Here is a 15,659-nt window from a genome sequence, read left to right on the forward strand (position 1 = left end):
TCCATTTCTTCTTCCGGGATGAGTTTTCGGTTGATAAATAATGTTAACGTCAACTAATGCAGAAAACTTTCTATAAAAGTAAATCTTAAATATGCGCCCTTCTATTCCCAAAGGAACCCGGGATTTCTCTCCCGAAGATATGTTGAAAAGAAATTATGTCTTTGATACTATTCGTTCTTCCTTTCAGCGGTTTGGTTACCTTCCACTTGAAACGCCTTCCATGGAAAATCTGGATACGCTCATGGGGAAGTATGGGGAAGAGGGAGATAAGTTGATTTTTAAAATTCTTAATTCCGGAAATTATTTTTCTTCCTTTAAGGATGATCAGGAAATACTGGAGATGAAATCAAGAGGAGAGCGAACGTTTTCAATGAAGATTTCCGAGAAAGCCCTCCGCTACGACCTCACCGTTCCATTCGCACGCTACGTGGTCATGCATCAGCACGAGATTACTTTTCCGTTCAAGCGTTATCAGATCCAGCCGGTATGGAGAGCCGATCGTCCGCAGAAAGGGAGGTACCGTGAGTTTTATCAATGCGATGCAGATGTGATCGGCACGAATTCATTGTTATGCGAACTGGAGTTGATGCAGTTAATGGACGATGTATTTGCGAAACTGGATTTGAAAGTCTTGATTCAGATTAACAATAGAAAAATTTTATCCGGAATAGCAGAAGTGTTGGGCGAGACCGAACGCATTATTGATATTACCGTCGCTATTGATAAATTGGATAAGATTGGGGTGGAGAAAGTGAAGGAAGAGCTTCGTAGTAAAGGAGTCAGTGAAAATGCCATTGAAGGGTTGCAACCCTTGCTGGAGTTTAAAGGGGATGATGCAGCGAAGTTGAATTTATTGAAGCAACTGTTGGCGAAATCAGAAATTGGTAAGCAAGGGATAGCCGAAGTGGAACAGTTGTTTGGTTATGCCGGCCATGTTTCGTTCAGCCATGTCCGTTATGAGTTGGATATTACGCTCGCCCGTGGATTGAATTATTATACGGGTGCGATTTTTGAAGTGAAGGTGGATGATCCCCGCTCTTCTTTTACGTCGAGTATTTGCGGCGGTGGACGATACGATGATCTTACGGGAATTTTTGGATTGCCCGGAATGTCGGGAGTGGGTATTTCATTTGGTGCGGACCGTATTTGCGATGTGCTGGAAGAAGCAAAACTTTTTCCGGATCAAAACCCTGCGGCGACGAAGATATTGGTGGTGAACTTTGGTGAAGAAGATATTCCCTACGCGCTAGGGGTGTTGCAACAGTTGAGAAAAGCCGGTGTCAACGCTGAAATGTATCCCGATCCGGCGAAGATGAAGAAACAGTTTTCGTATGCAGATGACAGAGGTATTCCCTTCGTCCTGGTTGCGGGATCTGAAGAGCGCAAGGCCGGTACTGTGGTGTTAAAGAACATGAAGGAAGGTTCACAGCAGCCATTAGCAGTGGATGAATTAATTTCAATGATGGTCAGTAATACAAATTAAATATGGTTCATATTATTTCATCTCAACACATCACATTTGATCAGATCAGGGAAATTCTGAAGAAGGATTCGACGCTGGTTTTAGGTGATGATGCTAAGAAGAAGATTCAAACATGCCGCGATTTTCTTGATGCAAAAATGGATGGCAGCAATACCGCTTATTATGGAATAAATACCGGCTTCGGGGCGCTTTATGATAAATCCATTTCAGAAAGTGATTTGGGTTTGTTGCAGCAGAACCTGGTGATGTCTCATGCCTGCGGTACGGGTGATGAGGTGTCGGAGGAGATCGTTCGCCTGATGCTCTTTCTGAAAATACAGGGCTTGAGTTATGGCAATAGTGGTGTGCAGGTGGAAACCGTGCAGTTGCTGATAGAATTTTTTAACAGAGGAATTTTGCCTGTGGTCTACGAGCAAGGTTCCTTAGGTGCTTCTGGAGATCTCGCTCCATTGGCTCATCTTTCATTGCCTTTAATTGGAATGGGAGAGGTGCGGGTGAATGGAGAGAAAATCGCTGCTGAAGAAGCGCTGAGTAAACATGGACTGAAACCGGTTTCATTAAAATCGAAGGAAGGTTTGGCCTTACTCAATGGAACACAGTTTATGAATGCTTATGGTGTTTGGTCGGTGCTGCAGAGTTATAAGCTGGAGAGGGCAGCTGATGTTATTGGTGCGCTTTCCCTGGATGGTTATGATGGACGCTTAGATCCCTTCCACCATTTGGTGCATGAAGTGCGACCACATGCCGGACAAATAGATACAGCATTACGTTTTCGGTTGCTGTTGAAAGGAAGTCAGATGATAGAGCGAAAGAAAAAACATGTTCAGGATCCCTATGCTTTTCGTTGTATCCCGCAGGTGCATGGGGCGACGAAGGATACATTGAATTATGTGGCGAATGTATTTTTCACCGAGATGAATTCGGTAACAGATAACCCTACGGTGTTTCCACAACAGGATTTGATCATTTCAGCAGGAAACTTTCACGGACAGCCACTGGCGTTAGCGATGGATTTTCTCGCTATTGCAATGGCAGAGTTGGGAAGTATCAGTGAAAGAAGAACCTATCAGTTAATAGCAGGGTTGCGCGAATTACCTCCCTTTCTGGTCGCCAATCCCGGACTCGATTCCGGTTTTATGATTCCGCAGTACACGGCGGCTTCCATTGTGAGTCAGAATAAACAATTATGTACACCTGCTTCTGTAGATTCCATTGTATCTTCCAACGGACAGGAAGATCATGTGAGTATGGGAGCCAATGCGGCTACCAAACTTCGCAAGGTGGTGTTGAATATTGAGAAAGTGCTTGCCATTGAATTGATGAATGCTTCACAGGCGATGGAATTCCGCCGACCTCTCCGCACTTCTGATAATCTTGAACTTTTACTGAAAGATTTCAGAAAGGTGGTTCCCTTTGTAGAAAAGGATCGTGTCTTGTATAAAGATATTGAAGCGGCAGTGCAGTTCTTGCGAAATTATTCTTTTGATAAATTATAAAAACATACAACAGATGAAAAAAATACTGCTCCTAATGTTACCGGTCATCGCTGCTATTTCCGGTGTGGTTGCTCAGGCACCAAAAAAGGATGTGTTGGAAGTTCGTCCTTATAAACCCGGATTTTATGATATGGATATCATGAAGGGCGTCGAGGATTTCGAGGAACAGAAAGTTCCTAAAAAGCAGAAGCCGCTGTATAAAATTGATGTCAATAAAATTGGTTGGTATCCTAAATCGGTGGATGAATTCAGTACCTGGTGGAAGAACAATCCCATCTCTCAAGGTAATACCAGTACCTGTTGGTCGTATAGTACCACTTCTTATTTTGAGACGGAGGTGTATCGCCTAACGGGACAGGCTGTTAAAATTTCCGAGATGTTCACTACCTATTGGGAATATGTGGAGAAGGCGAGAGGATTTGTCAGACAAAGGGGAACGACGCTGTTTGATGAAGGATCTGAAGGCAATGCGGTGGTACGGATTTATAAAATGTATGGCGCTGTGCCATTAGAGAGTTATAGCGGACTCTTGCCCGGTCAAACGTATCATAATCATGAAAAGATGGCTGCAGAAATGAAGGCCTATCTGCAGAGTGTAAAGGCGATGAATGCCTGGAATGAAGAGGACGTCATCAGTACCATTAAATCCATCATGCATCATTATATGGGAGTTCCACCGGCTACAGTTAAAGTAAATGGCAAGGACCTTACTCCTAAAAAATACCTGAGTGATGTATTGAAATTAAATATGGAGGACTATGTGGATATTACTTCCATCATGACAAAACCCTATTGGACAAAAGTAGAATACGAAGTGCCTGACAACTGGTGGCATGATAGTTCTTACTACAACGTACCGCTCGAAGATTATATGGCCGTAATTAAATTAGCAGTCAGAAAGGGATTTACTACTATGATTGGAGGAGATGTTTCAGAGCCCGGTTTTGATCCCTGGAATCAGATTGCCGTGGTACCCAGCTTTGATATTCCCTCAGAGTATATTGATGAAAGTGCCCGAATGATTCGGTTTGCGAATGGCAGTACTACGGATGATCATGGAATGCATTTGGTGGGTTATCTTGAAAAAGACGGTAAGGACTGGTATCTCGTAAAAGACTCCGGTTCGGGATCCCGTAATTGCGGAAAGGAGAGTAAGAACTTTGGATTCTATTTCATGCATGAGGATTATGTAAAGTTAAAGATGATGGGAATTCTGATTCATAGGGATATAGTGAAAGATCTGCTGAAGAAGTTTAAGGCTTGAAACAGCATCAGGTAGCCGGAACGTTGCTGCTACCTACAATTTCCTGAGTTCTTCGTCGCCTAAGCCCTGTAGGGGCGGAATCTTGGTAATCGAAGGATATCATCTACTCCCACCTATGCCTGCACCCGACCTTAGGTCGGGTGCAGGCGGTTGTAAGAGGAGGGGAGTTTGTCGGTTACAGAGGTACCGCCCCTACAGGGCTTTATATGGAATCATGTAGCGGGAACATAGCTGCCACCTGGAAATGTTCTGAGTTCTTCGTCGCCTAAGCCCTGTAGGGGCGGAATCTTGGTAATAGAAGGATATCATCTACTCCCACCTATGCCTGCACCCGACCTTAGGTCGGGTGCAGGCGGTTGTAAGGAGAGGGGAGTTTGTCGGTTACAGAGGTACCGCCCCTACAGGGCTTTATATGGAATCATGTAGCGGGAACATAGCTGCCACCTGGAAATGTTCTGAGTTCTTCGTCGCACAAGCAATGTAGGGCGGTAACTCCGCAAATCGTTATATTATCTTCTGGAAATGTCCTGAGTTCTTCGTCGTATAAGCCCTTTAGGGGTGGTATCTGTATACCGCCCCTACAGGGCTTATACGATATTGTTTGCAATCCGAAAAATGTTGGCAGGAAGTGAGGATAACTTTTTATAGTGTAGATTGTTGTTACTTTACGGAAGCAAATGCCCGAATAAATGAGATCTTTGTTTTATCAAGTATTAAGACGAGTTGTAAGTAATAAGCGCATGGACAATACCCATAATATTCCACCTGCTCAGGACATCTATGCCATCCCGGTGATGAGCATCCAAGGTGAGGAGATGACATTGGAAAAGTTTAAAGGCAAGAAAATACTTATCGTAAATACAGCTTCTGAATGCGGCTATACTCCTCAATACGAGTCCTTGCAAAAACTGCATGAGCTGCACGGGAAGAAGATAGCGGTGCTGGGTTTTCCATGCAATGATTTTGGAGCGCAGGAGCCCGATGATGAAAAGGCAATCAGTTCATTTTGCGAATTAAATTATGGAGTTACTTTTCCCCTGTTTAGCAAGATTCATGTAGTAGGTAAGGAGAAGCATCCCTTGTATGCATGGTTAAGTGATCCTGCTAAAAATGGTTGGAATAGCCAGAAGCCCACCTGGAATTTTTGCAAGTACCTGGTGGATGAAGAAGGAAAGCTTCTACATTTCTTTAACGCGGCGGTGGATCCTCTTGATAAATTGATCACCGGATAAAATGGAAAGTGTTATCAGTATAAAAGATCTTTCCAAATCATTTGGAGATAATACAGCGGTTGATCAGCTCGAGCTGGAGGTGTTTAAAGGAGATGTTTTTGGTTTTTTAGGACCGAATGGGGCCGGAAAGAGTACTACTATACGGATGTTATTGACCCTTATTGAACCGGATGCGGGGACCATTAAAATTTTCAATAGCGATTTAAAAACGGAGAGAAAGAATATACTGAGAAGAATTGGTTGTATAGTTGAAAAACCTGATTTCTATACCTTCTTAAGTGCTGCTAAAAATCTGGAAGTCTTGTCGATGTATAACGGTATCGCCATTTCTAAAAATAAAATTGAGGAGATGCTTGATTTTGTAGGTCTCCATGGGCGAGGGAAGGATAAGGTGAGCGGCTATTCGCATGGGATGAAGCAACGGCTCGGACTGGCTCAGGCATTGTTGCATGACCCGGAGCTAATCATTTTAGATGAACCCACCACCGGACTCGACCCACAGGGAATAATTGATATCCGCGAATTAATCCTGCATTTAAGCAAGGATAAAGGGAAAACCATTTTTCTCTCTTCACATATCTTGAATGAACTGGAACTTATTTCAAACCGTATCGCCATTCTTAACAAAGGCAAGCTCGTTGTGCAGGGTGATATGAAGGAACTCCTGAACGACCGAAAGCGAATAGTTCAAATCACTACCGATCGCCCGATAGATGCCTATGCTTTATTAATGAATTCTCCCTTTAAAGAAGACGCTACCGGTTACAGTGATACAGGAGTGCAGTTAAGCTTATTGATACATCAAATCCCGGCCATTATCGAATTCCTTGTCCAAAGCAATTTTTCAGTATACGGTGTAGAATCCCGCCGCCAACTCGAAGATTTATTTCTTAAGCTGACAGAAAGTGCAGAGAAGATGAATGTGAAGGGGTGAGTAATTGTTGGGGTTTTAGTATTTCTCGTTGTTCAATGAAAACTAACTTTAGATCATTCCTTTAATATTTTATACTGACTCGTCCCCCGCTCAGTCTTAACAACAACAATATACACTCCAGACGCAATACTTTGCAAATCCAAAGTGACCAGTGATTCAATCAATTTGTCCAAGCTTATTAGCCTTGTACCATTTAGGTCACTCAACTGAACCGACTGTAATTTTAATTTGGTATCCTTTATTTTGATAGTTAAAATAGAACCTGTTGGATTTGGATAAAGTTCAACTGCTGTTTCTGTATTAGATAATTGCTGAACACTCACATTTGGGAAATGCGTTCTTGCAATTCCATATCGTGCACTATCATCTATCATCTTAAAAAATCCTCCAACGTATAGCTCATCCTTGTATACGCACATGGATTGTATTACTCCGCCATCCATTGTATCACAAACCGGGTACCATTCCTGACCGTCATACCATGCCATTTGATAGACCATATCACCAAATGCATTTGGGAAACTCAAAGCTCCTCCAGCAAAAAGTTTACCCTTGTACAACACCATTACTTCCGGATTAAGAAGTGGTGCTGTGCCGACCGCCGACCAATTTGTACCATCCCAAGCAGCTACACCGGTTGGTGTAGGTATACCTCCAGCAGAACTAATACTTCCTCCTACGTATAAAATATCATTCACCGAATCCACTACCATACTACGGATAAAACCACTTACTCCTGACTTTACTGAGTCCCATGCTATACCATTGTAGCGACATATATTCTGTGAAGGAAAACCATCTATTGAACTAAAATAACCTCCAATATACAATTCCCCTTTATATATCGTCATTGCAAATAAATTAGTCAAACCTCCTGACATGCCCGTTCCTATTGTATGCCATTGAATGCCATCCCAACGGGCGATGCGTCTTGCATTGAGAATACTATCAACCGTTGTAAAATTTCCACCCACATATAAACTACCATTGTATTCCTGCATACAATGTACCATGCCATTGTTGATACCACGTCCTAATGGTTGAAACTCCGCTCCGTCATATCTTCCAATACCATTTAATGAAGGTTGCCATACCCAATTGAAATCTCCTCCCACATATATTTCAGTTTGGTAAAGTCCAATACACAAACCTCCTTGAGAAATAGAGAGCGAAGGGCTTTTACAATTCCATTGAGATGAATCCCAACCTGAAAACCCCGAACAATATTGACCGGGGTTGTATAGTGAATCAAACTGTCCTATGATAAACAGTGTATCCTGATAAACCAGCATATCATTTACTGATTGGCCTGATTGGCGGTTAATTCCATCATTAACACTTCGCCATTGCTGTGACTTTATAGGAGTTGAAAAAAAGAGTATTGATATGAATAGAATATTTTTCATCGTTTTGATATCACCAGTTTACCGGTTTTAGCAATTGTTCCTTTACTAATTCTATCAATAGTGTAGAGACCTTTATTAAATTCCCGAATCCAATTCCAATTCCAGTTCCAAATCCAAATCCCAATTCCCAATTCTGAATTCTGCACCTGCCTGCCGGCAGGCAGGTGCAGAATTAAAATCACTCCTTATCCAAAAACGGATACCGATAATCCGTAGCCGGAACAAAAGTTTCCTTAATTGTGCGCGGTGAAACCCATCGTAGCAGATTAATCAGCGAACCGGCTTTATCATTGGTGCCTGAAGCGCGTGATCCACCAAAAGGTTGCTGTCCAACCACTGCTCCTGTGCATTTATCATTGATGTAAAAATTGCCCGCTGCATGCACGAGTTTTTTTGTAGCCATTTGTATGGCATAGCGATCCTTCGATAGAATCGAGCCCGTTAAAGCATAGATCCCTGTTTTATCTACGAGATCACAGGTTTCTTCGAATTGATCATCTTCATAGACGTAAATGGTTAGTACAGGTCCGAATAATTCTTCACACATGGTAACATAAGCGGGATTATTGCTTTTGATCACCGTAGGAGCAATAAAGTAGCCCTTGCTTTTATCAAATGTTCCTCCTGCAATAATTTCAACATCGCTACTCTTTTTCGCGTTCTCAATATATCCTGTAATTTTATCAAAAGCTTTTTCATCGATAACAGCATTAATGAAATTACCGAAATCTTCAGTGGGTCCCATTTTCATGCTGGCTAAATCTTTTACAACACCCTCTTTTACCGCAGGCCATAGCGAAGCAGGAATATAAGCGCGTGAAGCAGCAGAGCATTTTTGTCCCTGGTATTCAAAGGCCCCTCTCGTTAATGCCGTAATCACTTCCTGCGGATTTGCACTGGGATGGGCAAGGATAAAATCCTTACCGCCTGTTTCACCCACAATGCGCGGATAGGTTTTATATTTATGAATATTATTTCCTATGGTTTTCCAGATATCCTGAAACACACCTGTTGAGCCGGTAAAATGGATTCCTGCAAAGTCTGCATGATTGAAAATTACGTCTGCAGTAGTCGCTCCGGAAACGTAAATCAGATTAATTACTCCGTCGGGTAATCCTGCTTCCATAAATACTTCCATCAATACACGTGCAGAATAAATCTGAGTAAAAGCCGGTTTCCATACCACCGTATTGCCCATCATAGCAACAGACGAAGGAAGATTGCCGGAAATCGCCGTGAAGTTGAAAGGGGTCAGTGCAAATACAAATCCTTCTAAGGGTCGTTGCTCTACGCGGTTGTACACTCCTTTGGAAGAAATCGGTTGTTGTGTATAGATCTCACGGGCATATTCTACATTGAAGCGAAGAAAGTCAATCATCTCACAAGCCGCATCAATTTCTGCCTGATACGCACTTTTACTTTGTGCGAGCATGGTGGCGGCATTAATCTTTGCACGGTAAGGGCCTGCCAGCAAATCTGCCGCTTTTAAAAAAATGGATGAACGTTGTTCCCATTCCATATCCGCCCATTGTTGTCGGGCATTTAATGCGGCATCAATCGCCATCTTCACATGACCGGCATCGCCAATGGAATATTTTCCCAACAAATGCTGATGATCATGAGGAGGACGCATTTCACCTTTCTTTTCCGTATGAATGGCTTTGCCTCCAATATACATGGGAACATCAATCACCTCTTTCCGCATGGCTTCCAAAGCAGCCTTCAGTGATTTGCGTTCCGGACTTCCCGGGGCATAGTTGAGTACAGGTTCATTAATGGCAACAGGAACTTTAAATATAGAATTTGACATAAGGAAGGTTACTTTTTTCGATGAATATTTTAGATTTTCACCCTGCAAAATTAGTCAAAGTATGCCTTTCTATTGGTAACAAATGTTCCGGGTTATAGAACGCTAACTATTTCCTTGTCAGTTGTATAGATGAGATAAGCGGAAACGGTGTTGATTCCGGTGGATTGAATGAGCCTGCAATACTCTTTAATCTGATTTTTATGCTGCTCTTCTTTTTTCCCGGTTTTAAAATCAATGACTATTGCCGTATCCCCTTTTATAAGTACTTTGTCCGGACGATGAATCAATCCTTTCTCATCGCATATTTCAATTTCATTTTCGATTTCAAAGTCTTCATTCGTCCACCCTCGTTCTTCTAAAAGTTGCCAGAGCTCCTGTACAGCGGCAATTAATTTTTCTCTCCATTTTATATAACCCTGGTTTCCGTTTTTTGAAAATACTTTATTGATGGCATGGTCAATATCATTTTTATTGTTCACGGTGGCAATGGTGTCATGAACAAGATTTCCAAAAAGGATTTCATCGGAACTAAAGATGTATTTAATTTCCGGCAAGAAATATTTATTTTCCGTAAGGACAGGGATTTCAGCCGGAGTAAATCCCGAAGGTTCATAGATGTTTTCTACACCTGATTTCTTTTCGGAAGATTTTTTACTGTTCTTGTTTCCAATGATGAGTTCATTATAATCAGTTGCTGCAAATTGTTCCGCCCATTCGGGATTTTGTGAAAAACTGGCAAACAGTAATTTTCCGACCTGATTCTCCTTAGTTTTAGCAGGTCCGAAAACATACAATTGATCTTTCGGTCGGGTAAAGGCCACATAAATAAGATTCAAATTATCAATGGCGGTTTCCAATGATTCTTTGATATAATCTTCTTTGAAATAAGATTCCTCCAGTTTGCCGTTAGCGTACAATGGTATTTTACTATGATTCGTAAATTCCTCTTCATCGCTATGTGCCCATAATATACTTCTGGCAGAGGGCGTGTATTCCCAATTCATAAACGGTATAAACACAACAGGAAACTCCAAGCCTTTGGATCGGTGAATGGTGATGATACGTATGGCATTCCCTCCATCCGGCAATTCCACACTCCACTTACGGGTGGTTACATGTTCATCGTACCATTGCAAAAATCCGGATAGATTACTGTTTCGTGAACCGGCATAGTCCTGAAGCAGGTCGCCGAATTTTTGTATGAATGGATCCGTTACATCCATTTTAGTGATGTCCAGTAAATGTAAGAAAATGAATTGCAAGGGTAGGGTAGAAAGTTTTTCTTTTTCCTTTATGATATGCCGGTGAACCCAAGAATTATTTTTCGTTTCCGATGATCGAACATTAAAAGGGATGGGCTCCTTCAAATAATTAATATCCTGGTCAACAAAATGATTTATTTCTGCATGTAATAAGGGCTCGTCGGATTCCGCAATTAATCGCATGCAATTGAGAAGTACATTGATTTTTGTATTGGTGGAGATGAGCAATGAATTGCCCGAAATAAAAGGATGTTCGCCTTTTTCAAAGAGAAAGTCTGCTATTTCATTTTCATCCTTATTCGTTCTTACTAAAATAACAATATCTCCGTATGTGTAGCCCTTCTCCAATAGTTCCTTAATGTTCACCGACATGGTCTCCATCGCTTGCATTTTCCAATGCTGTTCCTCTTCTTGTTCTTCTCCCTTTTCGGTTTTAAAAAACTTAAAACAAAGATAACCTTCATCTGCCTCCTTATTTTTGATATGTTGATGCACTTCTTTCGAAGCATAAGCCAGATCAAAAATTTCATTTCCGCTTTCAAATGTATCTCTCAATAAAGTAGCCGCCAATGGGAAAAATGCATTGTTGAAGGCCACAATTTCCCGCTTGCTTCTCCAGTTGGTGTCGAGGTTTTTTACAGTGGGCTTTATTCCATATCTCTTTAGTTCATTGCTAATACCATCAAGGATCAATTGCATATTTCCACCTCTCCAGCGATAAATGGATTGTTTGGCATCTCCTACTAACAGCACATCATTCCCGGTAGAAAGCGAATTTAATATCAAGGGTTTCAAAATATTCCATTGTACCGTAGCGGTATCCTGAAACTCATCGATGAAAATATGCAGGAACGTATTTCCGGATTTCTCATAAATGAATGGCGCATCCTGTTCTGCTATCGACATACTCAACATTCTTGTGGTGTCGGATAAATGAAACAACTGATGCTTTTCTCTGTACTCTTTCATCTTTGCATCTAATGTTCCGCTGATCCCGGATTGATAGATGAGTTTAGAGGCTTCCAGCACAGAAATATATTTCACTTTATGGGTTTCAAAATAGTCGGTTGCCTCTTTTAGTAAAGGATGCAAAATGTCATGGACAAAAGAAAGTAATTTTTGATCTTTTCGTTGATCTTTTGAAAGAAAGGCATCCGGATCATCCAACGCCTTTAGGGTATAAGTATTAATTTTCTCGAACTGGTCGAGACTACTTTTGTTGTCTGAAATTTTTTGAAGATAACCGGCTGGTCCCCTTTGTTTATAAAAGAAGGTGTTTACTTCATACCCGTTTGAATGGATCTGAGCCATTGCATCTTTGCCCGTCTTGCGCAGATGCATTTCAATTTCTCTTTTATTTGATTTTATCCATTTAATTAAAACTTCCAGGTGAGCCGGATTCGTCATTGCTGCAACTTCCCGTACCGTATCTTTATTCAGTACTTCTTTCGCCATCTTATTCAGTTCGGAACGAATATTCCAGCTTTTTCCGGAATCAATTCTATGAAGTAAGAGATCTTCCAGCCATTTTGTTAAAGAATCGTCCTTTCCGGCATCTTCCAGCAGCAGTTCAGTGATGTTTTTGCAAATGGATTCGGTGTCAAGTTCTATTTCATACCGGATGGGAAGTAATAGTTCTTTGGCAAGTGTCCGGGATAATTTTTGGAAATAGCTATCGATAGTGGAAACAGAAAAGGAGGAGTAGTCATGCAAAAGTTTCATGAGGACAATACCTGCATTGTTTCTAAGTTGCTCCTCCGTCGACTTTGGAAGATTCTCTAAGAGGATGTCGAGTTGAGTCGAGGGAAGGCCTTTAGAAAGAGTATCGAGTTCCTTGATGATCCTCGTTTTGAGTTCTTCGGCTGCTTTGTTGGTGAAAGTGATGGCGAGAATTCTGCTGAAGAGCCATGGTTTATCGAGTACTTTCGTTAAAAAGCGATTGACAAGTGTAAAGGTCTTGCCGGAGCCGGCAGAGGACTTGTAAAGTATTAATCCCATTCTGCCAAAATAAAACAGGTTTGCCACATAGACAAACCTGTTTGTAAATAAATTATTTCAGGGAGGATATTATTCGAAAATTTCTCTTGTGAATGGAGTCGATTTTACCTTCCAACCACTGCCGCTCTTTTTACCCTCTATCTTACAGTAAATCCTTCCATTTTGTAGGCAAATCCAATACCGAAAATTTGTCTGAATTGAGTGCGGGGTCCGGTTCTTGGAGTTCCATCACCTTTCAGTTTGGGAATTTTAACGCCGTCTTTTCCGTGAATAATGCTATTTCAGTATTATCATCGTAAATTAATTGAGTCCCCAGAGAAGCGGTAATAAATTTGTTCACTTTAAGCGTGAGGAGTACTTCCCAGTTGACATCAATATTTTGTGGCGTTTCCATATAGTTACTGAATAAATCCAGTTTTGTCATGAAATTCACATTGGTTAAAATGTCTTTCTGGAACCTTGTATTCAGATACGCTCCTGCTTCAAACCTTATTTTTTCGCCGGGATCAACGCCATAAGCACCTGCATCGGATAATGAATCATCATTCACTATGATAATTCTTGCTGTAGCGGGCGAGAGAAAGACCGAGAAATAGTCGGTAGGTTTATAATCCATTCCTAAGGCCAGTAAGGAGAAAGCCGGAGCAGCGAATTTAGAGATATAGTTGGATGAATCTGTTCTGGGATAGTTATATCCCGGTGCAAACTGAGAACGGAAATTAAAAAGGAGCGTATAAAATAATTTTGCCTTATGCGCATCGATGCCCAACTTAGAATTTAACTCCAAGCGGTCATCATTTTTCCGAACTTGTTCATCACCCTGTTTTACAATTCCATAACCCATGTCAAGATTGTTGTCCCAGGCAACTTTTCCTTTCTTATAATTCGCAAACCAATTGGTCAGTGAGTTTAAGGAGATGGCATTTTGTCCACCGGCGGCCCAATTCGTCAAGCTCACCTGATTGAATGTCGCATTGAATATCCCACCGGTTCTCCATATGGTATAGTTTTGTGCACTCAGTGTGAGAGCGTACATCAGGAGAGCGGTTGCAAGTACTGTCTTTTTCATTTTTACTTTTTTAATTTACGTGGGACGTTCTTTTATTTTTTAAGTAAATCGCGAATATCTGTAAGCAAGATTTCTTCCTTAGTTGGAGCAGGAGGAGGTGCAGGGGCTTCCGCTTCTTTGTTTTTTAATCTGTTCATTGCTTTTATCACCAGGAACATAGCAAAGGCCACTGCCATAAAATCAATTACCGTAGTAATAAATTCACCATATTTTATAAAAACTTCAGGGACCTCTTTAGTAGTAATGTTTCCGGCTGAATCCATGATGGCTTTGCTTCCATCCTGAATCTTGAGTTTTAAATCGGAGAAATCTTGTCCACCAATTAATTTACCGATAACGGGCATAATTATTCCGTCAACAAATGAAGAAGTGACCTTCCCAAATGCCCCCCCAACTACAACTCCGACTGCAAAGTCAATGAGGTTTCCGCGCATTGCGAAATCTTTGAATTCCTTAATAAAACCCATGGTGTTTTTGTTTTAATGATTAGTAGGCAAATATAGAAAATTAACCAATAGGCCAAATTAGAAGACTTCGATGGTTTTGTAATTCAGGATGTTGTAAATGTCTAAAATAAAAAAGTGCCACCTTCGAACTCCGAAGTGGCACTTGAGAATGATGATCTATTTATTTTGAAGATTCGATATTGGCTGCATTCGAGTTCACGGTTGGCGTATTCAGTAATTGCTCCGGTTTTAATCGGAAGGCAATAACCGGAACCCAAATGGAACGGGAAGTGTTGTTGCTAAGTGCCAGGCGGTAGTAGGTGATGCCAAGCATCGGTTCTTTGTCAACCAATGCGTAGGCTTTTAAAGTTTCTGATTTACCTGCAGCTTTTACACGTCCAATTTCTTTGTAGGTCTTGGTATCATCACTTCGCTCAATGATATAATATTCCGTACCATTTTCCTTGCCCGTAAACCAGTTCAGCATGGTATAGTTGTTCTCGAGTTCAGCGGAGAAGCTTAATAACTGCATAGGTGAATTGCCGGATTGTCCGGTTTTACGAATAATGAGATTGTCGAATAAAGCAACCGGTTGTCCTTCGCCGTTCATTCCTTCTCCGATAATTATATTTTCATTTGTTTTCCAGGTAAGCCTACTGTTTTCCGCAGCCTGATTGGTCCATACGGTGATCTGGTCAACAAGTATTTCTCCTTTGCCCGTTGCAGGACTGTAGATGAACCGGTAATTTCTAAATAGATCATCGTCGGAAATTTCATATTTTGTTTCTTCATTGATGGAATATGATTTCCCATTACTAGCTGTCAATTTATACTTGACAATCAATTTTCCATTCTTCATGCCAAAGTTGAAATCCTTTCCTCTCGTGAAAAAATTTCCTGAATCTTCCTTTTTGCGAAACCAGATGGATATATCTATTCCGTCGCCGTTCAGCTGATCGGTAGGTTGAATTTCCAGATTGATATCCTTCAACGCGTTTCCCGCACTCAGACCTTTAGTTCCATCAATTCCACCCGGAACACACTCTGCAAAAATGCTGACATTGGTCGCAGAGGGACCGGCATCAGCAATTATCGTTGACTCTTCATCCCAACTGAAGCCCAGAATGATTTCTCCGTTGTTGATAGGGTCTTGTTCCATCAGATTTATTTGAGCTTTGGAATCTTCAACATCGGCGGCATTAAAAACAACCGTCATATATCCCATGACGGCTAACATGGATGCACCACCAATTATTAAT

Annotated in this window: 11 protein-coding genes; 5 read left to right on the forward strand and 6 right to left on the reverse strand. The window is 41.4% G+C overall.

Annotated features, from left to right (window positions below; all coding sequences use genetic code 11):
* Positions 1 to 91: 91 nt before the first annotated feature.
* From IPJ86_09635 to IPJ86_09655, 5 genes are all read left to right on the forward strand, one after another.
* Positions 92 to 1,483 (forward strand): histidine--tRNA ligase, encoded by a 1,392-nt coding sequence (locus IPJ86_09635; protein ID MBK7887538.1) that lies wholly within the window; start codon positions 92 to 94, stop codon positions 1,481 to 1,483.
* 2 nt (positions 1,484 to 1,485) lie between these two features.
* Positions 1,486 to 2,979 (forward strand): histidine ammonia-lyase, encoded by a 1,494-nt coding sequence (hutH, locus tag IPJ86_09640; protein ID MBK7887539.1) that lies wholly within the window; start codon positions 1,486 to 1,488, stop codon positions 2,977 to 2,979.
* A 13-nt stretch (positions 2,980 to 2,992) separates the two neighbouring features.
* Positions 2,993 to 4,243 (forward strand): peptidase C1, encoded by a 1,251-nt coding sequence (locus IPJ86_09645; protein MBK7887540.1) that lies wholly within the window; start codon positions 2,993 to 2,995, stop codon positions 4,241 to 4,243.
* 689 nt (positions 4,244 to 4,932) lie between these two features.
* A complete protein-coding gene (locus tag IPJ86_09650; protein MBK7887541.1) occupies positions 4,933 to 5,475 on the forward strand; it encodes a glutathione peroxidase in 543 nt (180 codons plus the stop codon).
* A gap of 1 nt (position 5,476) precedes the next feature.
* Complete coding sequence (locus tag IPJ86_09655; protein ID MBK7887542.1) at positions 5,477 to 6,409, forward strand: ABC transporter ATP-binding protein; 933 nt, start codon at positions 5,477 to 5,479, stop codon at positions 6,407 to 6,409.
* Positions 6,410 to 6,462: 53 nt separating this feature from the next.
* Here IPJ86_09655 and IPJ86_09660 read toward each other — a convergent pair whose 3' ends face one another.
* From IPJ86_09660 to IPJ86_09685, 6 genes are all read right to left on the reverse strand, one after another.
* Complete coding sequence (locus tag IPJ86_09660) at positions 6,463 to 7,815, reverse strand: T9SS type A sorting domain-containing protein (GenBank protein MBK7887543.1); 1,353 nt, start codon at positions 7,813 to 7,815, stop codon at positions 6,463 to 6,465.
* 178 nt (positions 7,816 to 7,993) lie between these two features.
* A complete protein-coding gene (gene pruA / locus IPJ86_09665) occupies positions 7,994 to 9,625 on the reverse strand; it encodes an L-glutamate gamma-semialdehyde dehydrogenase (protein ID MBK7887544.1) in 1,632 nt (543 codons plus the stop codon).
* Positions 9,626 to 9,717: 92 nt separating this feature from the next.
* Positions 9,718 to 12,912 carry a UvrD-helicase domain-containing protein gene (locus tag IPJ86_09670; protein ID MBK7887545.1) on the reverse strand — a complete coding sequence of 1,065 codons (3,195 nt, stop codon included), beginning with the start codon at positions 12,910 to 12,912 and terminating at the stop codon, positions 9,718 to 9,720.
* Positions 12,913 to 13,120: 208 nt separating this feature from the next.
* A complete protein-coding gene (locus IPJ86_09675) occupies positions 13,121 to 13,954 on the reverse strand; it encodes a DUF3078 domain-containing protein (protein MBK7887546.1) in 834 nt (277 codons plus the stop codon).
* A gap of 32 nt (positions 13,955 to 13,986) precedes the next feature.
* On the reverse strand, positions 13,987 to 14,421 hold the full coding sequence (gene mscL / locus IPJ86_09680) for a large-conductance mechanosensitive channel protein MscL (protein MBK7887547.1): 435 nt from the start codon (positions 14,419 to 14,421) through the stop codon (positions 13,987 to 13,989).
* Positions 14,422 to 14,581: 160 nt separating this feature from the next.
* Positions 14,582 to 15,637 carry a hypothetical protein gene (locus IPJ86_09685; protein ID MBK7887548.1) on the reverse strand — a complete coding sequence of 352 codons (1,056 nt, stop codon included), beginning with the start codon at positions 15,635 to 15,637 and terminating at the stop codon, positions 14,582 to 14,584.
* Between the last annotated feature and the right edge of the window lie 22 nt (positions 15,638 to 15,659).

This window comes from Bacteroidota bacterium, assembly GCA_016713925.1.
Taxonomy (GTDB): Bacteria; Bacteroidota; Bacteroidia; order AKYH767-A; family OLB10; genus JAJTFW01.